Source organism: Metapseudomonas resinovorans (assembly GCF_002003485.1).
GTDB lineage: Bacteria > Pseudomonadota > Gammaproteobacteria > Pseudomonadales > Pseudomonadaceae > Metapseudomonas > Metapseudomonas resinovorans_D.
This window is the reverse complement of sequence record NZ_BDMA01000062.1, coordinates 1-23,373: the sequence shown is the minus strand read 5'-3', so window position 1 is coordinate 23,373 and position 23,373 is coordinate 1. Positions and strand designations below refer to the sequence as shown.

Below are 23,373 nucleotides of genomic sequence, written 5' to 3'. Positions count from 1 at the left end.
TCAGGCCTCCTCCTCCACATGCTTGCAGATGAAGTCGGCGGCGCTGGCCAGCGCCTGGTCGGCGGTACGCAGCACGCCGGTGTGCGCCTGGAACACATGCCAGAGCCCCGGGTAGCGCTCCAGTCGTACCCAGCCACCGGCCGCACGGACCCGTTCGGCCAGGCGCAGGCTGTCGTCGCGCAGGACTTCGTCCTCGGCCACCTGCACCAGCATCGGCGAAAGTCCTGAAAGATCAGCGAACAGCGGTGAAATGGCTGGATCGCGGCGATCCAGTCCGGGTGGGCAATACAGGTCCATCGCCTGTTCCACCCAGGCCGGGTGGATCAGCGGATCACCCGCCGGCGGATTGTGTTGGGCCGTGCCGCTGAGGTCGGTAACTGGGGAGAAGCAGATCAAGCCCGCCGGCCGGGGCAGGCCCTGACGACGAATCTCCAACGCGGTGAGCAGGGTCAGGTTGCCGCCAGCCGAGTCGCCGCCGATGACGATGCGTGAAGCCGGGTAGCCTGCATCCAGCAACTCACGGTAGGCGGCCACGGCGTCTTCCCTGGCGGCCGGGAAAGGGTGTTCCGGCGCGAGGCGGTAATCCTGGGCGCACACCGCCACTCCGGCGCGCCTGGCAAGGCTCGCGGTGATGGCCCGGTGCGTAGCCGGCGAGCCGGTGATGAACGCACCACCATGCAGGTAGAGCAGCACCACATGACTGCCCCCCTGCGGCCGGTGCCATTCACAGGGTCGGCCGCCCAACAGCCCGGCCTCGCGCAGCACGCCCCGTGGCGCCAGGGTGCTGGCGGTGAGCAGCCGCAGTACCAGCCGCTGCATCTGGACGGGCAGCGGCGGCCGCATCAGGCCACGGAACAACAGGCGCAGGGCGCCACGCAGGGTCGCGCGCAGCAGCGGCTGGCCGGGTTCAGGGGCGGTGAACTCAACGGGTGCGTTCATACAGATCCAACTCCAGGCGACGGGTCTTTTGGCGGTAGCTGAAGGTGAAACCCGGCCAGTTGTTGGTGTTGCGGCCGTCAGCGGTCTTGTACCAACTGTTGCAGCCCTGCTCCCAGACGGTATGGCGCACGTCCTGTTGCAGGCGCTGGTTGAAATGGCGTTGCACCTCGGGTTTGAGGTCGAGGTAGCGCAGGTCGACCAATGCCCGAATGCCGTCCAGCACGTAGGGGAACTGGCTTTCCAGCATGTAGATGATGGAGTTGTGACCCAGGTTGGTATTGGGTCCGTAAAGGATGAAGAGGTTCGGGAAACCGCTGACGCTGACCCCGAGATAGGCCTCGGCACCCTGGTGCCACGCCTCGTTCAAGTCGCGTCCGCCCAGCCCGCGAATGCTCATCGGTGCAAGGAAGTCGGTGGCGGTGAAGCCGGTGCCGAGGATGATGGCGTCCACCTCATGGCGCCGGCCATCGCTGCTCACCACGGCATCTGCCGTCACTTCGCGGATGCCGCAGTCGATCACCTCCACGTTCGGCCGCGCCAGTGCCGGGTAGAAGTCGTTGGAAATCAGGATGCGCTTGCAGCCCAGCGGATAGTCCGGCACCAGCCGCTGGCGCAACTCCGGGTCGGCGATTCCCCGTGCCAGATGCTGGCGGAAGCGGAACTGCATCAGCTTCATCAACGGCGGGAACACCGAGAACGCCAGCACCCGCGATTCGTGCTGGATGTACTTGAGCATCCGGTCGAACTTCTGCAGCCATGGCAGGCGCCGCATCACGGCCAACTCCCAGGAGCGGTAGGGGCGGTCCGGCTTGGGGATCACATAGGCCGCGGAACGCTGGAACAGCGACAGGCGCGCCACCTTCGGAGCGATCTGCGGAATGAACTGGATGGCGCTGGCGCCCGTTCCAATCACCGCCACCCGCTTGCCCTCCAGCGGGTAGTCATGGTTCCAGCCGGCCGAATGGAACAGCTCGCCCTTGAAGCCATCGAGCCCTGCAATGCGCGGCCAGGCCGGCCGATTCAGTTGGCCACAGGCACTGACCAGCGCCCTGGCACGAAAGCTTTCGCCCTGCCGGGTCCGCACCTGCCAGGTGCCGCTGGGCTCATCGAACTCGGCGCCTTCCACCTCGCAGTCGAAACGGATGTGCCGGCGCAGGCCGTACTTGTCGGCGCAATGGCGCTGATAGGCGAAGATTTCCGCCTGCGGGGCGAACTTGCGCGACCAGTCGGTCTTGGGCTCGAAGGAGAAGGAATAGAGGTGCGAAGGGACATCGCAGGCTGCGCCGGGGTAGCTGTTGTCACGCCAGGTGCCGCCGACCTCGCTGCCCTTCTCCAGGATCAGGAAGTCGTGGATGCCGGCCTTCTGCAACTGGATGGCCAGGCCCAGGCCACCGAAACCGGCGCCGATGATCAGCACATGCAAGGGTGCCGACCGCTGGGAATTGTTGTGCATTGTTATCTCCCGTTCCGTGCCGGGAGATGCTAGTCCGCCTTTGCCCGGACGGGAATGACACTGCGAGCCGTGGAAGTGGGAAATTGGGACAGATGTACCATTGCCGACCGCAATCATTCGCTCGGCAATGGCTTTTCGGAAGGAAGAATTCCAGACCGGCTCAGCGACCGGCGCGCGACTCGCGGATGTAGAAGCGGGCCTTCTCGGCCTTGTTGGTGCAGCCCTCGAATGCTTCGAACTGCTGTTGGGTCTTGGCGGCGGTCAGCAGGCTCAGCGCCTTGGAGTAGCTCACGGTGCCGGAGAACCCTTCGGCCTTGGCCAGGTCCAGTTCCTGCCAGGCCGCATCGAGCTCCGATGCACAACTGCTGCGGTGGGCCGTATTGCCGGCGCAACCGACGAGCAACAGGGCAATCAAAGGTACGCTGATCCAAGCTTTCATGAATAAAACTCCAATGGTGAAGATCGACAAAGTCTAGTGTGTCGATAGGCCCTTAGGTACCCGAAAGATTCAACTCCGTGGACGGATCGGCAGGTAGCGACGGCCCTGCCACCGGCGTATCGTCGAAGCACTGTTGTCGGGGGAATTGCGTATGAGCAAGCGCGTGGCATTGGTGCTGGGTTCGGGAGGTGCGCGCGGCTATGCGCACATCGGCGTGATCGAGGAAATCGAGGCACGCGGCTACGAGATCGCCTGCATTGCCGGCTGCTCCATGGGCGCCGTGGTCGGTGGCATCTACGCCGCCGGCAAGCTGCACCACTACCGTGACTGGACCGAAAGCCTGGACTACCTGGATGTGCTGCGCCTGCTCGACGTGAGCTTCCGCCTGGGCGCCATTCGCGGCGAAAAGGTCTTCGGGCGCATTCGCGAGATCGTCGGCGAAATCAATATCGAAGAACTGGCGATTCCCTACACGGCAGTCGCCACCGACCTGACCAACCAGCAGGAAATCTGGTTCCAGGAAGGCTGCCTGCACCAGGCCATGCGCGCCTCGGCCGCCATCCCCAGCCTGTTCACCCCGGTGGTCCAGGGCAGCCGCATGCTGGTGGACGGCGGCCTGCTCAATCCGCTGCCGATCGTGCCGGTGGTGTCCAGCCACTGCGACCTGATCATCGCCGTCAACCTCAACGCCACCACGCAGCGCGAGTACCAACTGCCGGTGATCGAGCGACCCGACGCCATCAAGGGCCGCATCGACCTGCTGATGGAATCCCTCAGCTCGCGCCTGCCCTTCCGCAAGCGCGGCGGCGACCAGGATCTGGTGCTGCTCGATCCGGAAAGCCTGCCCGGCGGCAATCCCTGGCTGGAAGACGCCGCGCCGCAGATGCAGCAACCCGCGGCCGCACCGGAAGCTGCAGGCGCTCCCAAGTCCGCCAGCGGTTCCCATGTGATCGCCAGCGTCGGCCCCGCCTCCCTGCTGGACCTGGTGAACCAGAGTTTCGAGGTGATGCAGACCTCGCTCGCGCAATACAAGATCGCCGGCTACCCGCCGGACATCCTGATCAACGTGCCCAAGCGGGTGTGCCGCTTCTTCGAGTTCTACAAGGCGCCGGAGCTGATCCAGCTGGGTCGGCAGATCGCCCGCGAAACACTGGAGCGGTACGAGCAAGGGAATTGATCAGGAGGCTCGATCTGCTCTTCTGTAGGGGCGAATTCATTCGCCAAGCAGATCGCAGATCTGCCCTGCATGGCTACTGGGGCGGCTTCGCCGCCCTTGGCGAATGAATTCGCCCCTACAGGCATCTGTCCGCCCCATTCCACCCATGCGCTAGAAAATCGACCAGCCAATTCGCTCGGACAACTTTTCCAGCGCCGCCATGCCCACCAGGGAATTGCCGGCTTCGTTCAGTTCCGGCGACCAGACGCAGACGGTGAAACGCCCCGGCACCACCGCGACTATCCCGCCCCCGACTCCGCTCTTGCCCGGCAGGCCGACGCGGTAGGCGAAGTTGCCGGCTTCGTCGTAGAGGCCGCTGGTGGCCATGATGGCGTTCAGCTGTTTGGTCTGACGCGGGCTGAGCACCGCCTCGCCGTTGTGCGGGCTGACGCCGTTGTTGGCGAGGAAGCTGAAGGCCAGGGCCAGGTCGGCGCAGCTCATGCGGATGGCGCAATGGTGGAAGTAGCTGTGGAGGACGGCTTCCACGTCGTTGTGGAAGTTGCCGAAGGATTGCATCAGATAAGCCATGGCGGCATTGCGCGCGCGGTGCTGGTACTCGGAACGCGCCACCACTTCGTCTGAGACCAGGCGGGGGTTGCCGGACAGGCGCCGGACGAAATCACGCATCGAAAGCGACGGCGCGGCGAAGCGCGATTCGTTGATATCGCAGATCACCAGGGCGCCAGCATTGATGAAGGGATTGCGCGGAACGCCGCGTTCGAACTCCAGCTGCACCAGGGAGTTGAATGGCTGCCCGGAAGGCTCGTGTCCCAGGCGCTGCCAGATGCCCTCGCCGGAATGCTGGATCGCCCGCACCAGGCTGAAGACCTTGGAGATGCTCTGGATGGAGAACGGCGTCAGGCCGTCGCCCGCGTAGAACAGCTCGCCGTCATTGCTGTACACGGCGATGCCGAGCTGGTCCGCACTGACGCAGGAAAGCGCGGGGATGTAACTGGCGACCTTGCCCTGGCCGATCAGGGGGCGGACTTCGTCGAGAATTTCGTTCAACAACTGCTGCATGCCGGTCCTTCCATTGTGGGAGCGTCTGCGCGCTCATGCAGCTCTGGAAGCGTGCGGTGGCCAGGACGGCACACGGGCACTCAGGCTTCGCGCAAGCGATAGCCGACACCGGCCTCCGTGACGATGAATCGTGGGTTGGCCGGGTCATCACCGAGCTTCTGCCGCAGATGACCCACCACCACCCGCAGATAATGGGTGTCCTCGACATGGGTCGGGCCCCAGATGTCCTTGAGCAATTGCTGCTGGGTGACCACCCGGCCGAGGTGACGCGCCAGCTGCGCGAGCACGGCGTACTCCTTGCGGGTCAGCCCCACTTCCTCGCCGTCGAGGGTCACCCGGCGATAGGCGAAGTCGAGTCGCAACGGACCGCTGGCAACGCTGGCCTCCGGCTGTTCGCCCGGCCCGGCCTGGCGCAACAGCACGCGCACGCGGGCGAGGAACTCCTGGATACCAAAGGGCTTGGTCACGTAGTCATTGGCGCCACGGTCCAGGGCCAGCACCTTTTCGCCCTCGCTGGCACGCACCGAAAGCACCAGTACCGGAACCTGGGACCATTCGCGCAGTTCACGCAGCACATCCTGGCCGTCCATGTCTGGCAGGCCCAGGTCGAGCACGACCATGTCGGGCCTGGCCAGTGCCGCCTGCTCCAGCCCTTCGCGGCCATTGGCGCCCTCCAGCACCCGGTAGCCCTGGGCGGTCAGGCTGATGCGCAAGAACTTGCGGATCTGTGCTTCGTCGTCGATGACCAGGATGGTCGGCTGGTTGGTTGTCATGGGGTCCTTCGTTGAATCGGTATCCGGTTGGAGCGCTTCTACTGTAGGGGCGAATTCATTCGCCAAGCAGGCCGCAGGTCTGCCCCGGTGAATCAATGGGGGCAGCTTCGCCGCCCTTGGCGAATGAATTCGCCCCTACAAGAGCATTCCTCGCCTAGCAGGGGTTCACTCTTCCTCCAACTGCGGCTGCGGATGCAGCGGCAGGTGCAGGGTCAGGGTCGCGCCGCGGCCGTCGAGTCCTTCGCCCACTGTCACTCGGCCGCCGTGGGCGCCAACCATGCCCTGGCAGATCGCCAGGCCCAGGCCGGTGCCCTGCCCACCCCGGTCACCTCGGGCAGCGGTATAGAACATATCGAAGATCCTGTCGCGCTCATCCGGCGGGATACCCGGCCCCTGGTCACTGACGGAGAAGCGCAGCTCGGCGTCGTCGGCCTCGACCGCGACTTGCAGATGCCCTTGGCTGGGCGAGAAACGCGCGGCGTTTTCCAGCACATTGACCAGCGCCTGTTCGATCAGAGCGGCGTGCACATAGAGCAGTGGCAACTGCTCCGGCACCCGGGTTTCCACCTGCAAGGGTGCCAGCACCGGGCGCAGTCGCTGCAGGGCGCTGGCGACAATGTCCACCGGTGCTACCCAGTCGCGGGCGAGCTTGAGGCCGCCGTGCCCCAGGCGTGTCATGTCCAGCAGGTTCTGGATGTAGCGATCGAGGCGCTCGGCTTCGTCGCGGGTGCCCTCCAGCAACTCCAGGCGATCGGCCATGGGAATGGCTTCACCCAGGGCCAGCAGGCTGTCGATGGAGCCACGCATGGCGGTAAGCGGCGTGCGCAGATCATGGGATACCGATGCCAGCAAGGCACTGCGCAACTGTTCGGTTTCGCCGTGCAGGCGCGCGGCCTCCAACTCTTCGGCCAGCTGCGCGCGGGCCAGGGCCTGGGCCAGCGGCTGACCGAGGGCGGCGATCAGCCGACGCCTGCCCGCCGGCAGCGGCGCTTCGTCGCGCGGGCTGATGCCCAGCAGAACCAGCGGTCCTTCCTCTCCCGACAGCGGCAGCCACCACCAGCGCCCGCCTGGCAGGGTGTCGGTGCCGAGGCCTGCCGGTTGGTGGTGCTGCCAGGACCATTCGGCTGCAGCGCGCTCCTGGTCGGCCAGCAGGCGATGCACGCCCGCCTCCACTTTCCATACACCGTCCCGCCCACGGGACAGCAGGCAGACCTCCACATCCGACCAGTCACCGAACTGCTGCAGGGCGACATTCAGCACCGCCTGGCGGTCGGTGGCGGCGGTGAGCTTGCGCGAAAGGTCGAGCAGCACGGTGGTTTCCGACTGTGTGTCGCGCAGGGCTTCGAACTGGCGACGCTGGCGCGAGGCCAGGTTGCCGGTGAGGCCGGCCATCAGCAGGAAGAAGAGCAGCGTCAGCACGTCTTCCTGGCGGGCGATGGTCAGCGAAAACGTCGGCGGGATGAACAGGAAGTCGTAGGCCAGGAACGACAAACCGGCACAAAGCAGGGCCGGCCCCAGGCTGCTGCGCACGGCCACCAGCAGCACCGCAGCGAGGAACACCAGGGAGATGTTCGGGATCTCCAGGCTATGGGACACCACCCAGGCCAATGCGCTGGCGGCCAGGGCGGCGAGTACCGCCAGACCGTAATCCAGCATGCGCGAAGGGTGGCTGGCACGTGGACTGGGTGGACGGCGGTCGGCCTCGGTGTCCAGCACGCTGACTTCCAGGCCCTCGGCAAGATTCAGCAGGCGCTCCGCGAGTCCGCGGCCGAGCAGGCGGCGGCGCAGGCGTCGACGGCTGCGCCCGACCAGCAACAGGCTGGCACGGCGCTCGTCGGCATGCTGCACCAGCGCCTTGGCAACGGACTCGGCGCGCAGGGTCACCACTTCGCCACCCAGGCGTTCGGCCAACTGCTGGGCACCCTGAAGGCGCGCGCGCACTTCTTCGGAACGGGCGCCGCCGGTATCTACATACACCACCGACCAGGGCAGGTGACGCCGCTCAGCGACTCGACTGGCGTGACGCACCAGGCGCTCGGCCTGGTGGTCGCCATCGATGCCCACCAGCAACCGGCCGCGCACGGCGGGCGCTTCCAGGCCGCGCTGGCGGTAGCGCCGGTTGAGATCGGCATCCACCCGCGCGGCGGCAGTCTGCATGGCCAGTTCGCGCAGCGCGGTGAGGTTGGTCTGGGAGAAGAAGGCGTCGATGGCAGCGCGGGCCTGCTCGGGCACATAGACCTTGCCTTCGCGCAGACGCTCCAGCAGTTCGCGCGGCGGCAGGTCGACCAGGAGGATTTCGTCGGCCTCCTGCAGGACCCAGTCGGGCAAGGTCTCGCGGACCTGCACGCCGGTGATGTCATGCACTTGGTCGTTGAGGGCTTCCAGATGCTGGACGTTGACCGTGGTGTAGACGTCGATGCCGGCGTCGAGCAGTTCCTGCACGTCCTGCCAGCGTTTGGCGTGACGGCTGCCGGGGGCATTGGTATGGGCCAGTTCGTCCACCAGCACCAGGCGCGGGGGATGGGCGAGGATACCGTCGAGGTCCATCTCGGTGAGCGCCATGCCGCGGTAGTCGAAGTGCCGCAGCGGTTGTTGCGGCAGCCCGGCGAGCATGGCCTCGGTTTCCGCGCGGCCGTGGGTTTCCACCACGCCCGCGCGCAGGTCGACGCCCTGGCGCAGTTGCGCCTGGGCGGCCTGGAGCATGGCGTAGGTCTTGCCCACGCCGGGGGCGGCGCCGAGGAAAACCTTCAGGCGGCCACGCCCGTCACGGGGCATGTCGGCCAGAAGCGCGTCGGCGCGCTGGGTATCACTCATCGGGTCATCTCATTCAACGCTGTGTTCAGGGCGAGCACATTGACCACCTCGGGGCCCACCAGGGGCTGCTCGGTGTTCTGTTCCACCAGGCGCTCCAGGGTTTCGGTCGGCAGCCCACGTTCGGCTGCGATGCGCGGAATCTGGAAGCGCGCGGCATTCGGCGGAAGGTGCGGGTCCAGGCCGCTACCCGAAGTGGTCACCAGCGCCATGGGCACCTTGCCGTGACCTTCGGTGGCCAGGCGATGCGCTTCCTTGTTGATCCGTTCGGCCAGGGCCGGATTGCTCGGCGCCAGGTTGCTGGCACCGCTGGCCACCGTGGCGAAACCGGCGGCCGAGGGGCGCGACTGGAACCACTGCGGACCGTCGAAGTTCTGCGCCAGCAGGCTGCTGCCGCGTACCTCGCCCTTGGCATCACGCACCAGGCTGCCATTGGCCTGCGCGGGGAAGGCCAGTTGGGCGATACCGGTGACGGTCAGGGGATAGGCGACGCCAGTGATCAGGGTCATCAGGGCCAGAAGGCTCAGGGCGGGGCGGAGTTGGCTAAGCATATTCAGTTCCTCGCAGGAAATCTAAGTCTTGCTGGGGGGCGAGAACCCTCGCCCCCGCCCCTCTCCATGTGGGAGAGGAGGATGGTTCAGACCAGGCCGATGGCGTTGAGCAGGACGTCGATTACCTTGATGCCGACGAAGGGCGCGACGATACCGCCCAGGCCATAGATCAGCAGGTTGCGGCGCAACAGGCTGGCAGCATCGCTGGCCTGCACCCGTACCCCGCGCAGGGCCAGGGGAATAAGGCCGATGATGATCAGCGCGTTGAACACGATGGCCGAGAGGATCGCGCTCTGCGGGCTGGCCAGCTGCATTACGTTGAGCACGCCGAGTTGCGGGTAGATCCCCGCGAACAGCGCCGGAAGGATGGCGAAGTACTTGGCCACGTCGTTGGCCACCGAGAAGGTGGTCAGGGCGCCACGGGTGACCAGCAGTTCCTTGCCCACCTGCACCACGTCGAGCAGCTTGGTCGGGTCGGAGTCGAGGTCCACCAGGTTCGCGGCCTCGCGGGCGGCCTGGGTGCCATCGTTCATCGCCAGACCCACGTCGGCCTGGGCCAGCGCCGGGGCGTCGTTGGCACCGTCGCCGCACATGGCGACCATCTTGCCCTCGCCCTGCTCCTGGCGAATCCGCGCCAGTTTCTTCTCCGGCGTGGCCTCGGCTATCACGTCGTCCACGCCAGCCTCTGCGGCGATGGCAGCAGCGGTCAGCGGGTTGTCGCCGGTCACCATCACGGTGCGGATGCCCATCTGCCGCAGCTCGGCGAAGCGATCGCGGATGCCGGGTTTGACCACGTCCTTCAGGTGAATGGCGCCCAGCAGCTTGCCGTCGGCAGCCACCAGCAAAGGCGTACCACCGCTCTGGGCGATCTTCTCGATCTCGCGGGCCAGGGGTGCCGGAACGTCCTGGCGAGTGATGCCAACCCAGGCCAGCACCGCGTCCACCGCGCCCTTGCGGTAGCTGCGCCCGGCCCAGTCGACGCCGGACAGTCGGGTCTCAGCGGTAAAGGGAATCGCCGTGATCTCGTCGCGGTCCGGCTCCTGCATCGAGTGCAGCGCGCGCAGGTATTCGACGATGGACTTGCCTTCCGGCGTTTCATCGGCCAGGGAAGCCAGCAGCGCGCCGTCGGAGAGTTCCTTGCCGGCGACGCCAGGGGCCTTGATCATCGCGCTGCAACGGCGGTTGCCGAAGGTGATGGTGCCGGTCTTGTCCAGCAGCAGCACATGCACGTCACCGGCGGCTTCCACCGCGCGGCCGGATTTGGCAATCACGTTCAAGCGCACCAGGCGGTCCATGCCGGCAATGCCAATGGCCGACAGCAGGCCGCCGATGGTGGTGGGGATCAGGGTCACCAGCAGCGCCACCAGGTAGACCAGCGGCAGGTCGCCGCCGGCGAAACGGGCGAACGGCTGCAGGGTAGCCACCACCAGCAGGAAGATCAGGGTCAGACCGATCAGCAGGATGTCCAGCGCCACTTCGTTGGGAGTCTTCTGGCGCTTGGCGCCTTCCACCAGGGCGATCATCCGGTCCAGGGTGGATTCGCCCGGGTTGGCAGTGATCTTCACCAGCAGCCAGTCAGACACGATGCGGGTATTGCCGGTGACGGCAGAACGGTCGCCGCCGGACTCGCGGATCACCGGTGCCGATTCACCGGTGATGGCCGCTTCGTTGACGGCGGCGATCCCTTGGATCACCTCGCCATCGCCTGGGATCAGCTCCCCCGCCTCGACCCGTACGACATCGTCGCGGCGCAGGCTGGCCGCTGGCACGGTCTCGTATTGGCCATTGCTCTTGCGGCGGCGGGCGGTCAATCCCTGGCTGCCGGCGCGCAGGCTATCGGCACGGGCCTTGCCACGGCCTTCGGCCAGGGCCTCGGCGAAGTTGGCGAAGAGCACGGTGAACCACAGCCAGAGGGCGATCTGCACGGCAAGGCCAGTGCTCATCGCCGGGTTGGGGATGAAGCAGAGGACGGTGGTCAGCAAGGCGGTCAGCTCGACGACCAGTATCACCGGCGAACGCACCAGCTGGCGCGGATCGAGCTTGACGAAAGCCTGACGCAACGCCGGCTTCCACAGCGCGGCGAAGGAGGTCTTGGGTTGCTGCTTGGCGCTGCTTTTAAGCGCCTGAATGGGGGCATTCATCATGGTTCTCCGTTAGAAGCCCTGGATCAGCGCAAGGTGTTCAGCGATAGGCCCAAGGGCCAGCGCCGGCAGGAAGGTCAGGCCGCCCACCAGCAGGATGGTCAGAGTCAGCAGGGTGACGAACAGCGGACCGTGGGTGGGGAAGCTGTTGGCGCCGACGGGGGCGCGCTTCTTCATCGCCAGGCTGCCGGCGATGGCCAGCACCGGGAGGATGTAGCCGAAGCGCCCGAGGATCATCGCCAGACCGATCAGCACGTTGTGGAAGGGCGTGTTGGCGCCGAAGCCGGCAAAGGCCGAACCGTTGTTGGCGGTACCCGAGGTGTAGGCATAGAGCGCCTGGCTGAAGCCGTGGGCACCGGGGTTGGTGATGGAGGCCGCCGGGCCGTCGAGGCTGATGGCCAGGCCGCAGAACACCAGCACGCCCACCGGCATCACCAGCAGAGTGGCGACCAGCAGGCGCACTTCGCGGGCTTCGAGCTTCTTGCCGAGGTACTCCGGGGTGCGGCCGATCATCAGGCCGGCGAGGAACACAGCGATCAGCACGAACAGCAGCATGCCGTAGAGGCCGGCGCCGACACCGCCGAAGACGATCTCGCCAAGCATCATGTTGAACATCGGGACCATCCCGCCCAGCGCACTGAAACTGTCGTGCATGGCGTTCACCGAACCGTTGGATGCGGCCGTGGTGGTCACGGCCCAAAGCGCGGAGGCGGCGATGCCGAAGCGGCTTTCCTTGCCTTCCAGGGAACCGGTCTGCTCGATGGGCAGTGCGGCCAGGGCCGGGTTCGGCTGGTACTCGCTGTAGAGGGTCACGCCCAGGCCGATGACGAACAGCACCAGCATGCAGGCCAGCAGCGCACGGCTCTGGCGCAGGTCCTTGACGTAGTGGCCGAAGGTGAACACCAGGGCTGCCGGGATCAGGATGATCGAAGCCATCTCCAGCAGGTTGCTCCAGGCGGTAGGGTTCTCGAACGGGTGCGCCGAGTTGACGCCGAAGAAGCCGCCGCCGTTGGTGCCGAGCTGCTTGATGGCGATCTGGCTGGCGGCCGGGCCGAGCGGGATGCTCTGGTCAGCGCCTTGCAGGGTCACCGCGTGGGCATAGTCGAGGAAGGTCTGCGGCACGCCCTGCCAGACCAGGAACAGCGCCAGCACCAGGCACAGCGGCAGCAGACCGTAGAGGGTGCCGCGAGTCAGGTCGACCCAGAAGTTGCCCAGCCGGTCGGTGCTGCGGCGGCTGATACCACGGGCGAACACCACCAGCACGCAGAGGCCCACGGCGGCGCTGACGAAGTTCTGCACGCCCAGGCCGACCATCTGGCTGAAGTAGCTCAGTGCCGCCTCGCCGCTGTAGGCCTGCCAGTTGGTATTGGTGACGAAGCTCACCGCCGTGTTGAACGCCAGGCTCCATTCCAGGCCGGGCAGCTTCTGCGGATTCAGCGGCAGCGCGCCTTGCAGCATGAGGATGGCGAACAGCAGGACGAAACCTGCCAGGTTGAACGCCAACAGGGCCACGCAGTAGCCCTTCCAGTCCTGTTCACGCTCGGCGTTGACGCCGGCGATGCGGTAGCAGAGTCGCTCCACGGGCGCGAACACCGGGGTCAGGAAGGTGCGTTTTCCTTCCATCACCCGGTAGTAGAAGCGCCCGAGGAAAGGGGCCGGTGCCAGCACCAGCACGAAGAAGGCCAGGATGAGGCCGATGTCCTGAAGTTGCATGTGGCCTCCTAGCCGCGCTCGGCGCGCAGCAGCGCCACCAGCAGATAGATGAAAAGTCCCATGGCCAGGACCAGGGACACCCCGTCGAGAATGCTCATTGCTTGTGCTCCTAGATGCGGTCTGTGCCGCCGTGGAGCCATTGTCGGAACGAGGGGCGTAAAGGAACGAGCCCGGAGGCTGCGCGCGGGCATCAAGAATGCGTAAAGAAGCTTTATTGAGCGCCGTGCATGGGATCGGCAGCCCTCACCCCCGGCCCCTCTCCCGAAGGGCGAGGGGTGACTCCCGCCCAACCATCTGCACGGACAACTCCCTCTCCCTCTGGGGCGATTCGGCACGCTTTTGGAAGCATTGCTTCCGCCGCCGATGAGCGCCAGAGTGCGAAGCAATCTGGCCGGGGCGCAGGGCGGGGTTGGGGTGAGGGAAGCCACACCGTGCTGGGCGTTAAGGTCTGCACGCCAAGCTTTGTATCCACCCCGATACAATCCCGACACGCCCCCGACACCCTGCTACCCCAGCCTTGCCCGCCCATGGCTGGCGTGTCCCGCTCGCGCTAGCATCGAACCTTGCCGTCCCCTGCCCTGAGCGTCAGTCATGCAATCGACCCCCACCTCGGACACGCCCTTCACCCGGAACCGCTGGAGCGTCCGCGCGCTGATCGTGGACGATGACGCGCCCATCCGTGAGCTGCTCTGCGGCTACCTGGCGCGCTTCAATATCGAGGCGATAGGCGTGGACGACGGCCAGGGCATGCGCCAGGCGCTGGCCGAGGAACGCTTCGACGTGGTGGTGCTGGACCTGATGCTGCCCGGCGAAGATGGCCTGTCGCTGTGCCGCTGGCTGCGGGCGGAGTCGGACATTCCGATCCTGATGCTCACCGCCCGCTGCGAACCGGCGGACCGCATCATCGGCCTGGAACTGGGCGCCGACGACTACATGGCCAAGCCCTTCGAGCCCCGCGAGCTGGTGGCGCGCATCCAGACCATCCTCCGCCGCGTGCGCGACGACCGTGACGCCCCGCGCGCCGAAAGCCGCAACAGCATCCGCTTCGACGCCTGGAAGCTGGACGGCGTACTGCGCCAACTGCAATCCCCCGAAGGCCTGGTGGTGCCGCTGTCCAATGCCGAGTTCCGCCTGCTCTGGGTCTTCCTCGAACGCCCACGCCGGGTACTCAGCCGCGAGCAATTACTGGATGCGGCGCGGGGCCGCTCGATCGAAGCCTTCGACCGCAGCATCGATCTGCTGGTCTCGCGCCTGCGGCAGAAGCTCGGCGACGACCCGCGCTCGCCGCGCCTGATCAAGACGGTGCGTGGCGAAGGCTATCTGTTCGACGCGCGAGAAATCGGCTGATGCGCAAGGTCGACACCCTCTTCGCCCGGTTGTTCGGCATTTTCCTGCTGGCCATCGTCATCGCTCACTTGCTGGCGTTTCTCTGGTTCCGACAGTACGGCAACCCGCCACCGCCTCCCCCGCCGCCACCGGCCACAGCCGGCCCGGCGTTCAAGGGACCGCCGCCACCGCCACGCTTCGGCGGTCCCTGGGTCCACCTGACCTTCCAGTGCCTCACCCTGGTGGCTGCCGCCTGGCTGGGCGCACGTTGGCTGGCGCGGCCGATCCAGCGCCTGTCGGAAGCCGCCGAACACCTGAGCGAAGACCTGGAAAGTGCCCCCCTCGAAGAACGCGGTCCCCAGGAAGTGCGGCAGGCCGCCCATGCCTTCAACCGCATGCAGGAGCGCATTCGCGCGCAGGTCTCCCAGCGCAGCCGGATGCTCGCTGCGGTGTCCCACGATCTGCGTACGCCTCTGGCGCGCATGCGTCTGCGGGTGGAACAGGTGGATGACGAGACGCTGCGCGGGCGCCTGTCCCAGGATCTCAGCGACATGGTGGGCATGCTGGACTCGACCCTGAGCTACTTCAACGAACAGCGCGCCCAGGAAGCCCTGCAATGGTTCGATGTGCAGGCCCTGGTGGAATCCTTGGCCGAAGACGCCCTGGACCAGGGCGACGAAGTGACCGTCAGCGGACACTGCGCGCCGCTGCGCGCCCAACCACTGGCCATGCGCAGCTGTGTCGCCAACCTGGTGGACAACGCGCTGCGCTATGCGGGTCACGCCCATGTCCGACTGGAAGATGGCCAGAAACAGGTACGCATCGACGTTCTCGACCATGGCCCGGGCATTCCTGCCGACCTGCGCGAAACCGTGTTCGAGCCCTTCTACCGACTGGAAGGCTCGCGCAATCGCAACTCCGGTGGCATCGGCCTGGGCCTGACCATCGCCCGCGACGCCGCACGGCGCCAGGGTGGAGACCTGGAGCTGCTGGCACCCGAAGGCGGCGGACTCCTGGCAAGGCTCACCCTGCCCCGCCGCTGAATGGCTCCCGACCCGTAGGGTGCGCCATGCGCACCGACTCCTGATACCCAGGCTCCCAGGTCAACCTCGCTCGGTGCGCGCAGCGCACCCTACCAGCGACCTCCAAATGACTTTGTCAGCCCTCCGATACAAAGCACACACAGCCTGGACAATCGCCCCACCGAGACTGCCATCTCCGGAAATCCTCTTCCGGTTTCGCCAACCTGCACAGGAGTGACCCCATGATCAGTGGAGTCGGCAGTTACTCGAGCTACGGCAGCTATAGCTCCGCCACCAGCTCGACCGCATCCGCGACGCGCTCGCAAGGCTGCGGTGCCTCGGGACAGAACAAGGCCCAGGAAAAACTCTTCAGCTTGCTGGACGCCAACGGCGACGGTAGCGTCGCCAAGGACGAACTGGCCACAGCCCTCGAATCCGCCAAGGAGCAGGACAGCGGTCTGGAAATCGATCTGGACGAGCTGTTCAGCCAACTGGACGCCAACTCGGACGGCGCCATCGACTTCGATGAGACCGCCGCCCTGGCCCCGCCGCCACCGCCGGGCCAGGGGCCGGGAGGGATGCAGTTCGCGCAGTCGGAAGAAGCCTCAAGCAGTGCTGACGACCAGGGCTACGGCCGCCTGGTGGCGGCGCTGCTCAAGCAGTACGAAGCCGGCGCCGCCGGCTACAGCGGCAGCCGCGTGGGCAGTCAGCTGAGCCTGTCGGCCTGAAAGGTGCCGGCCACCTCCGGGGTGGCCGGCTCACTCCGTCCCATCCGACGGGAAATCGCCCGACGACCATCGGCCTGCCCTCGCCCTCGTCGGGAATAGCCTGACGGGCGCTGCGAAATTTCGCCTCGAGCGCATACAATCATGGCCTTCAGCCGCCATGCACCCCATTCGGATATGCCGCTCGATCCGCCCACGATGTTGACCCTCTCCATCGCCCTTGCGGCGGCGGCTGCCCTCTACCTGGCGGTCGAATGGCGCAGCATTCGTGAACCCTCGCTGCTGTTCTGGAGCGCAGGCTTCGCCACCATCACCGTCGGCTCGACACTGGCCCTGCTGCGTGGGAACGGCCTGCTGTTCATCGGCATCTGGTTCGCCAACGGCTTGCTGGTGATCGCCCACTGGCTGTTCTTGCTCGGGGTCGCGCGCTTCACCGGGACACGGCTGTCGCGAGCCTGGTACCTGATCTTCGTCGCCTGGGCGGCCCTGTTGCTGCTGCCGGATGGACCGCTGTGGTCGAAGATCATGTTCCTGGCCAACTCGCTGCTGGTCGCCCTGCTGGCGCTCAGGGCCAGCGCCCTGCTGCGTCCCCACGGCAAGTCGCTCAGCGTAGGCGCGGTGCAGTTGCGCTACGTGCTGCTGGCCCACGGTCTTTTCTACCTGGCCAAGTCCCTGACAGCCGTCGTTCCCGGCACGCTGGTGGATCTCGCGGCCTTCCGTGGCGAGATCATCCAGATTTCGCTGGTCGAGGGTGCAATGGCGATCATGCTCATCGCCCTGTCGATGACTGGCACCGAACGCCATCGAAGGGAAAAACGCATAGCCCGGCTGGCCGCACGTGACCCCCTGACGGCCCTCTACAACCGCCGCGCCCTCGAAGCCCGCGCACCGCGCCTGTTGGAAGAGGTCTGCGGCGCTCGGCCGGGGGCCTTGATGCTGATCGATATCGACAACTTCAAACTGGTCAACGACCTGCATGGCCATGGCGCTGGCGACCGCTTGCTGGTGGCGCTCAGCGAAATGATCCGCTCGCTGCTGCCAGAGCGCGCGCTGGCGGCCCGGCTGGGCGGCGACGAATTCGTCGTGCTGCTGAGCCACGCCTCACGTGAACACATCCTGGAGCTGGGCAACCAGCTGCGGGCGCAGTTCCATGCGACAGCCTCCCGCAGCTTCGACACGCCCGAGGCGGTCACCCTGAGCATCGGCGCCAGCCTCTTCGATCAGCCCCCGGCCAGCCTCGCGGCGCTGATCGAGCAAGGCGACGCCGCGCTCTACGAATCCAAGCGTGGCGGACGCGACAGCATCCGCCTGGTGGATCGCTCCTCGGCGGGCAGTGAAGCGTTGCAGACAAGCTGATTCATGCGTATGCCGGACCGCTGGAAGCGAGGCGACTTGCTCGAACGCCCGTAGGAGCTGGCTTGCCAGCAAATGGCCCCTTTTCGCCAGCAAGCTAGCTCCTACAAGGCTCCTGGACCGATGGGCGATCTCTGGCAATAGCCAAAGAATTCGCCCCTACAAGGTTGCCCCGGTCTGGCCCCGACGTCCCATGCCTCAGGATGGCCGGTTTTCCCTTTCCAGACTCTCGGTGGAAACCACCGGCTGCGGTTGTGCATCGCCGATCCAGTCGGAGATCAGGCTGTAGGCCACCGCCAGCAGTGTCGGGCCGAGGAACAGGCCCATGAAGCCGAACGCCAGGATGCCGCCGAATACGCCCAGCAGCACCACCACCAGCGGCAGGTTGCCGCCTCGGCTGATGAGATAGGGCTTCAGCACGTTGTCCACGCCGCTGATGATGAACATGCCCCAGATGCCGAGGAACACCGCGTAGCCATAGTCACCATGCCAGGCCAGCCAGGCGGTGGCCGGTACCCACACCAGCGGCGGCCCCATGGGGATCAGGCTGAGGGCGAAGGTGACGATGGCCAGTACGAGGGCGCCCGGCACACCGGCGATCCAGAAGCCGATCAGCGCCAGCACCGCCTGGGCGGCGGCAGTGCCGATCACGCCGTTGACCACGCGTTGAACGGTGCCGGCCACCAGGGCCAGGTAGTGTTCCGCACGATCACCGATGAGCCGCTCCAGGCCCCGCTCGACGAACAGCGCCATGCGTGGACCATCGCGGTAGAAGAAGAACACCAGCACCAGGCTGAGCACCAATTCGACCATGCCGCCGCCGATCTGCGCACTGCGCGCGAGAATCCAGTTGCCGGCCTGCCCCATATAAGGCCTGAGGCTGGCGAAGAATGCGGCGCCCTGGGCGTCGATGGAGTGCCAGGCGCGCACCAGGCGCTCCCCTATCAGCGGCACCTGATGCAGCCATTCCGGAGGCGGCGGCAAGCCTTCCACCTGGACATTTTTCGCCAGCTCGGTGGCGTCACGCACATGCTCGGCCAGGTTGCCCAACAGCCACACCAGCGGCAGCGCCACCAGTATCATCCAGCCGGCGGTGAGCAGCGCCGCAGCGGCAGATTCGCGTCCATTCAGCAGGTTGCTCAGCAGGCGCATCAGCGGCCAGCTGGCAAAGGCCAGCACGGCGGCCCAGAACAGCGCGGAGACGAAGGGCGCAAGCACCCAGAGGCTGGCGCCGAGCAGGGCAAGCAGGAGGATCTGCACCAATAGGCGATCGTTGTTCAACATCCCTGAATCACTCCGGCGAAACAAAAAGAAAAGGCCGTGCCTGCCGTTACGCTTCTAGCGGCCAGCAGGAACAAGCATAGAGACTGATACTCAGCGCAGAAGATTCAGATGCAGGCCGGGCTCCTTGCCCTCGCCCAGTTCCAGGCGCGCGGCGCGCACACCCTGCCCCACCAGCGCCTCGCGCCAGGCCTCGGCCCCCGCGCCGGCCAGGCTGATCCGCAACGTGCTATCCAGGTTCAGGCAGCGCGAAAGCAGGGTCGCCCAGGCATCCGAGGGCTGCTCCGGCAGGCGTGTCAGGTGCAACTCACCGCTGCTTTTCAGCTCACGCATCAGGGTATCGGGGGTTGGCAGCAACTCGCCCAAGGGGGCGTTGGCGTCCAGTTGCTCGGCATGCAGATAGGCTCGGCGGTTACCCCGGGTAATGCTGTAGAGGGCGAGCAGGCTGTCCTGACGCGGTGCGGCCAGGCGCAGCAGGAGGTAAGCCTGCTGCTCGTCCGGGCCGTATAACTTTGAGATGCCGAAAACGGCGTTGGCCCAGAGGCTGCTGGAACCGCAATCACGCCCCTGGCACCAGTAAAGCAGTTCTGCGCCGTCTTCCAGTAAGTCGCGGCGGGCGCGGTCGAAAGCGTCGAAGGAACTGTGATCGGTGGGCAGGCGATAGGTCACGGAAGTCTGGCGACCCTGCGCATCGACCTTGCGTTCCATGCGCAATTGGTTGCTGATGCGGCGGATGGAGCTTTGCGGATAGACCCGTTCCTGGTCCGGGTTCTCGCGGAAATCGGTGATCTCGGCATGGGGGAAACGCGGCAATGCCGCCAGGTCATGGCTGTCAGGCAGGTCGGCTGCCTGTGCGGATGCTGCCAGCAGAAGGCCGGCAAGTAGGGTGAGGCGCATGCGCATCCTTATCGATATGTCCCGGAGTGAGCAGTCTGGACCAGCTTTCCGACCTTTTCCTGCTGCTCGCCACGGATCATGCCGCGCCGTGCCGTGGTTCCAGGCCTGTCGACCATCCCACTGCTCCCTGCTCAAAAGCGGCCAGCCTTCCCGCTTGGCCGGCGCAAGTCAAGGAATGGCGAAGAAGGGATTGAAACAGTCTGCTACGGCCTGGGCGCCAGCGTCGTCATCCAGATGCAGGTGATGCTTGCCGGGGAGGCGATGCACCGCAAACGGCAACTGTTCCAGGAGAGTGGCGAACTTCGGTTCCACATGCAGCAGGCCTTCCTCGGCGAGCACCAGCATGACTGGACACTTCACCGCCTGGGCGAAGGCCAGTGCGTGGGCTCGGGTCAGGCGCAGTGGAGACGGCAGGGTCAGGCGGTTGTCGGTGCGCCAGGTGTAGCCACCGGGCACCGGCATCAGGCCCCGTTCAGCAAGCAGTTCTGCAGCCTCGCGGCTGACGCCGCCCGTGCCGCGCATGCGCGCTTCGACGGCACGATCGATGGCGGCATACACCGGCTTGCGCTTGCCCACCAACGCCAATTGCGCGCGTAGCGCCTCACCCAGCTTGACCGGAGCCTGTTCGGCTTCGCCCGTGTACGGCATCAGGCCATCGATCAGGGCCAGGCGCTCGACCCGCTCAGGCATGGCGCCGGCAAGCATCACCGAGACGATGGCGCCCATGGAATGCCCGAGCAGCGAAAAGCGCTCCCACCCCAGTTGCTCGGCCACCAGCAGCACGTCGGCAGCGTAATCCCACAACAGATAGCTCGTCCCCGGCGCACGATGGGCTGACAACCCGTGACCGGCAAAATCCAGCGCGACGATGCGCAGCCATTGCAACCTCGGCGCCAGCCTGGCGAAGGTGTTGGCATTGTCCAGCCAGCCATGCAGCGCGATCACTGGTTGGCCATCCTCCGGGCCGTAGAGGTGCGCGGCCAGCTCGATATGGGGCAGGTTGAGGCGGATTTCTTCGACCTGGGCAGTCATGCACTGGCCTCCTGGCGACGACCGTCCCAGCGGTCGAATACGGATTTGAGCAGTTCAGCGGTCTCCTGTGGGCGCTCCAGCGGGAACATGTGCCCGCCGGGCAGCGACAGGTATTCGCCCTGCGGCACTCGCTTCACCAGTCGCGCATGGTGCGGCATCACCACCTTGCTGTGGCGCCCACGGACCAACGCCACGGGCACCTGGAGCTGTTGCGGGCGGCCGGGCGTGCGGTGGGGCACACTGCGGTAGATGCTGATCTCGGTGGCGGCGTCGAACTTCAGTCGCAGCGACTCGCCCTGCCGCGCCAGGCCGTGCTGGACGTAGGCATCCAGGCAATCCGGATCGAAGCGGCGGAACAGGGTCTTGCCGGCGAAGTAGTCGCGGGCCTCGCTGAAGTCACCGAACTCCTCGCGACGCCCGAGGGTGCGGCCCGCCGGCGTGATGCGGTCGATGAAGCCGAAGCGCTTGGCCGCGCGGATGACGATGCGGTCGGCCAGGGTCAGCACGGGCGAGTCGAGCATCACCACGCCGCGATAGAGTTCCGGCCGGCGCAGGGCCGCGTGAAAGTGCAGCACACCGCCCAGGGAATGACCCAGGCCCCAGATCGGCTCGCCGCGTGCTTCCAGGTGGTGGATGAGTTCGTCCACCAGGTTTTCCCAGTTGTCGTTCACCGGGAAGCGCGGGTCATGGCCGTGTTGTTCCAGATGTTCGACATGGAAATCCGGGGCCAGGGCGGCAAAGAGCTTGCCGTAGGTGGCCGAAGGAAAGCCGTTGGCATGGGCGAAGAAGATGGTTTGCATGGCATCCGGCTCGTCGGAGAATGCCGGGATTTTCCGGCAGCCCCGCTCGCACGGCAATGACTGTAACCGCCAGTGATGATGGCGCTATTGCCAAAGACCGGGTACCAACAGCCTGCCCATCAGCCCCAGGGCCACCAGCAGGAACACCAGGCCGCAAGCCAGATCGATGGCGGGCGCGGCGCGCAGCAGCAGTTGCTGGTTGCTGCCAAGGGTGAGCACCAGGCCAAGGCCGCTGAACCAGGCCAGCCCCATGCCGAACAGAATCGCGGCCGCGCCAAGCTTGCCGGCAACGGACATGTCCGCCGGAATCAGCCCGGACAGCAAGGCAAGAAAGAACACCAGAGCCTTGGGGTTGAATAGATTGGTGGCCAACCCGCGCAACCAGGGGCCCAGCGCCGAGGGCGACAGTGCAACCTCGAAGCTCCCGCCATTTCGCTGTCCGCGCTGGGACCAGGCGCGCACCGCGCCTACGCCGAGCCAGCCGAGATAGCTCGCACCGATCAATTGCAGCAAGTCGAAGAGAACAGGCGAGCGGCTCACCAGCAAGGCGACGCCGGTCAGCACCAGCGTGCCGTGGACAAGAATCCCGCACGCCAGGCCCAGGGCGCTCAGGAGGCCGGCACGGCGTCCCTGCTGCATGGCGGTGCGCACCACCAGCGCCACATCGGGTCCGGGGCTGACCAGGGCGACGGCGAACACGGCCGCCAGCGACAGCAAGACGGAAGTCTCCTGCATGGAAGTTCTCCAGGTTGTTGAAGGGATTCGGCGGGGAAAGCGGATCAGCGGCTGCGCAGCTTCGCCGGTGGTACGCCGTAGGTGCGGCGGAACAACCGCGAGAAGTGCGCCTGGTCGTAGAACCCCAGGTCCAGGGCGACTTCGCTCAGGCTTTCGCCACGCAGCACCCGAGGCAGCGCCCGCTCCAGGCGTAGCTGTGTCAGCCACTGGTGAGGCGGTAGTCCACATTGGCGGCTGAAGCGGCGCAAGGCCTGCCAGGGACTGAGGCCACAGAACAAGGCCAGCTCCTCCAGCGAGGGCGGTGAATCGAGGCGCGACTCCAGCCACTCGCGCAAGCGCGCCCAGGTCCGTCCATCAAAGCCATGCTCCGGGTCACGGACGCGCAGGGTGGAGCCCTGCCCCAGCAGATTGGCCAGGGCCGGCCATAGGTGGCCTTCCTGTTCCAGCCGCGACCCTTGCAGCAATGCACCATGCAGGTCCTGCAGCTGGCCACGCAGATTGGCATCGCGAAGGATGCTGGTGGTCAGGCGCGGCGCGCCCTGGCGCTCGTCGCTGAGGCTGCGGCTGGCGTCGTCCAGCCAGTGCGGATCGAACGCCAACACGCGGATCTGATAGCTCTGGCCATCGACGCCGGCGCCATCGTGGATCTGCTCCGGCGCCATCAACAGTACGTCCCCGGTGTCGGCCTGATGGCTTTCACCCTGGTGCAGGTAGCGTTGCCGCCCGCGCACGACCAATCCCAGGTGGTACTCCAGATGGAAGTGCCGGGGAAAGGCGAAGTGCTGGTACTGGGCGTCGATCAGGCGGACGCCCGGCAGGCAGCTGGGGATGTGGTTGGTCTGGTCCATGGGCGCCACTTTACTCCGTGGCGCTGTGGGGTTCTTGGACAAAATTGCGGGAGGGGGATTGGGTTGGGGCGCGGCCGGCGGGTGGAAATCGCTTTTTATTTCCACCGTTCGGTGCCCGCCCCGACTCCGATGGTGGATCGATGGAGCGTGATCCACCCTACGCGGAGACAGGGCTCTTTGCGCGGGAAGTTCGCGAGCAGAGCTCGCTCCTACGGAGCCGGGACGTAGGGTGGAAATCGCTTTTTATTGGTTCTTCGCGGATTTCCGGGGAGCCATGAAAAAAGAACGGCGATTTGGT

Annotated in this window: 21 protein-coding genes; 5 read left to right on the top strand and 16 right to left on the bottom strand. The window is 66.1% G+C overall.

Annotation, left to right across the window (positions count from 1 at the left end):
- The 3 genes from MnOB_RS17390 to MnOB_RS17380 form a co-directional block, all read right to left on the bottom strand.
- A complete protein-coding gene (locus MnOB_RS17390; RefSeq protein ID WP_077525480.1) occupies window positions 1-939 on the bottom strand; it encodes an alpha/beta hydrolase in 939 nt (312 codons plus the stop codon).
- Window positions 923-2,392: a flavin-containing monooxygenase gene (locus MnOB_RS17385; RefSeq protein WP_077525479.1), complete on the bottom strand. Its 1,470-nt coding sequence runs from the start codon at window positions 2,390-2,392 to the stop codon at window positions 923-925. The genes MnOB_RS17390 and MnOB_RS17385 overlap by 17 nt, the downstream gene beginning before the upstream one ends.
- Window positions 2,393-2,552: 160 nt before the next feature.
- Entirely contained in the window at window positions 2,553-2,831 is a 279-nt protein-coding gene (locus MnOB_RS17380; protein ID WP_077525478.1) for a hypothetical protein, read from the bottom strand.
- A 151-nt stretch (window positions 2,832-2,982) separates the two neighbouring features.
- Between MnOB_RS17380 and MnOB_RS17375 the strand changes: the two genes are divergently transcribed.
- Window positions 2,983-4,008 carry a patatin-like phospholipase family protein gene (locus MnOB_RS17375; RefSeq protein ID WP_077525477.1) on the top strand — a complete coding sequence of 342 codons (1,026 nt, stop codon included), beginning with the start codon at window positions 2,983-2,985 and terminating at the stop codon, window positions 4,006-4,008.
- Window positions 4,009-4,158: 150 nt separating this feature from the next.
- On the opposite strand, the gene glsB is transcribed toward MnOB_RS17375, so the two are convergent.
- The 7 genes from glsB to kdpF form a co-directional block, all read right to left on the bottom strand.
- Complete coding sequence (gene glsB, locus MnOB_RS17370) at window positions 4,159-5,067, bottom strand: glutaminase B (RefSeq protein ID WP_077525476.1); 909 nt, start codon at window positions 5,065-5,067, stop codon at window positions 4,159-4,161.
- A gap of 80 nt (window positions 5,068-5,147) precedes the next feature.
- Window positions 5,148-5,840 carry a response regulator gene (locus MnOB_RS17365; protein ID WP_077525475.1) on the bottom strand — a complete coding sequence of 231 codons (693 nt, stop codon included), beginning with the start codon at window positions 5,838-5,840 and terminating at the stop codon, window positions 5,148-5,150.
- Window positions 5,841-6,005: 165 nt separating this feature from the next.
- Complete coding sequence (locus MnOB_RS17360; RefSeq protein ID WP_077525474.1) at window positions 6,006-8,654, bottom strand: sensor histidine kinase; 2,649 nt, start codon at window positions 8,652-8,654, stop codon at window positions 6,006-6,008.
- Window positions 8,651-9,202, bottom strand: a complete 552-nt coding sequence (kdpC, locus tag MnOB_RS17355) for a potassium-transporting ATPase subunit KdpC (RefSeq protein ID WP_077525473.1) — start codon at window positions 9,200-9,202, stop codon at window positions 8,651-8,653. Before kdpC ends, MnOB_RS17360 begins: the two co-directional genes overlap by 4 nt.
- Window positions 9,203-9,288: 86 nt before the next feature.
- Entirely contained in the window at window positions 9,289-11,343 is a 2,055-nt protein-coding gene (kdpB, locus tag MnOB_RS17350; RefSeq protein WP_077525472.1) for a potassium-transporting ATPase subunit KdpB, read from the bottom strand.
- A 12-nt stretch (window positions 11,344-11,355) separates the two neighbouring features.
- Window positions 11,356-13,056 (bottom strand): potassium-transporting ATPase subunit KdpA, encoded by a 1,701-nt coding sequence (gene kdpA / locus MnOB_RS17345; RefSeq protein WP_077525471.1) that lies wholly within the window; start codon window positions 13,054-13,056, stop codon window positions 11,356-11,358.
- Between the two features lie 8 nt (window positions 13,057-13,064).
- Complete coding sequence (gene kdpF / locus MnOB_RS17340) at window positions 13,065-13,154, bottom strand: K(+)-transporting ATPase subunit F (RefSeq protein ID WP_036996920.1); 90 nt, start codon at window positions 13,152-13,154, stop codon at window positions 13,065-13,067.
- Window positions 13,155-13,647: 493 nt separating this feature from the next.
- Between kdpF and MnOB_RS17335 the strand changes: the two genes are divergently transcribed.
- The 4 genes from MnOB_RS17335 (at window position 13,648) to MnOB_RS17320 (ending at window position 17,485) form a co-directional block, all read left to right on the top strand.
- Window positions 13,648-14,403 (top strand): response regulator, encoded by a 756-nt coding sequence (locus MnOB_RS17335; protein WP_077525470.1) that lies wholly within the window; start codon window positions 13,648-13,650, stop codon window positions 14,401-14,403.
- The gene (locus tag MnOB_RS17330; RefSeq protein ID WP_107504099.1) at window positions 14,400-15,425 is read left to right on the top strand and encodes an ATP-binding protein; all 1,026 of its coding nucleotides are present in this window, start codon (window positions 14,400-14,402) and stop codon (window positions 15,423-15,425) included. Before MnOB_RS17335 ends, MnOB_RS17330 begins: the two co-directional genes overlap by 4 nt.
- A 221-nt stretch (window positions 15,426-15,646) precedes the next feature.
- Window positions 15,647-16,132, top strand: a complete 486-nt coding sequence (locus MnOB_RS17325) for an EF-hand domain-containing protein (RefSeq protein WP_077525468.1) — start codon at window positions 15,647-15,649, stop codon at window positions 16,130-16,132.
- A 174-nt stretch (window positions 16,133-16,306) separates the two neighbouring features.
- Window positions 16,307-17,485, top strand: coding sequence for a GGDEF domain-containing protein (locus MnOB_RS17320; protein WP_077525494.1), 1,179 nt, complete (start codon window positions 16,307-16,309; stop codon window positions 17,483-17,485).
- 195 nt (window positions 17,486-17,680) lie between these two features.
- Here the strand turns inward: MnOB_RS17320 and MnOB_RS17315 are convergent, their stop codons facing one another.
- The 6 genes from MnOB_RS17315 to MnOB_RS17290 form a co-directional block, all read right to left on the bottom strand.
- Window positions 17,681-18,766, bottom strand: coding sequence for an AI-2E family transporter (locus MnOB_RS17315; RefSeq protein WP_077525467.1), 1,086 nt, complete (start codon window positions 18,764-18,766; stop codon window positions 17,681-17,683).
- 90 nt (window positions 18,767-18,856) lie between these two features.
- Window positions 18,857-19,660, bottom strand: a complete 804-nt coding sequence (locus MnOB_RS17310; RefSeq protein WP_077525466.1) for a DUF4892 domain-containing protein — start codon at window positions 19,658-19,660, stop codon at window positions 18,857-18,859.
- Window positions 19,661-19,828: 168 nt separating this feature from the next.
- Window positions 19,829-20,692, bottom strand: a complete 864-nt coding sequence (locus MnOB_RS17305; RefSeq protein ID WP_077525465.1) for an alpha/beta hydrolase — start codon at window positions 20,690-20,692, stop codon at window positions 19,829-19,831.
- Window positions 20,689-21,492 (bottom strand): alpha/beta fold hydrolase, encoded by an 804-nt coding sequence (locus MnOB_RS17300; RefSeq protein ID WP_077525464.1) that lies wholly within the window; start codon window positions 21,490-21,492, stop codon window positions 20,689-20,691. Before MnOB_RS17300 ends, MnOB_RS17305 begins: the two co-directional genes overlap by 4 nt.
- Before the next feature lie 84 nt (window positions 21,493-21,576).
- Window positions 21,577-22,227: a LysE family translocator gene (locus MnOB_RS17295; protein WP_077525463.1), complete on the bottom strand. Its 651-nt coding sequence runs from the start codon at window positions 22,225-22,227 to the stop codon at window positions 21,577-21,579.
- 44 nt (window positions 22,228-22,271) lie between these two features.
- Window positions 22,272-23,075, bottom strand: a complete 804-nt coding sequence (locus tag MnOB_RS17290; RefSeq protein ID WP_077525462.1) for a helix-turn-helix transcriptional regulator — start codon at window positions 23,073-23,075, stop codon at window positions 22,272-22,274.
- Between the last annotated feature and the right edge of the window lie 298 nt (window positions 23,076-23,373).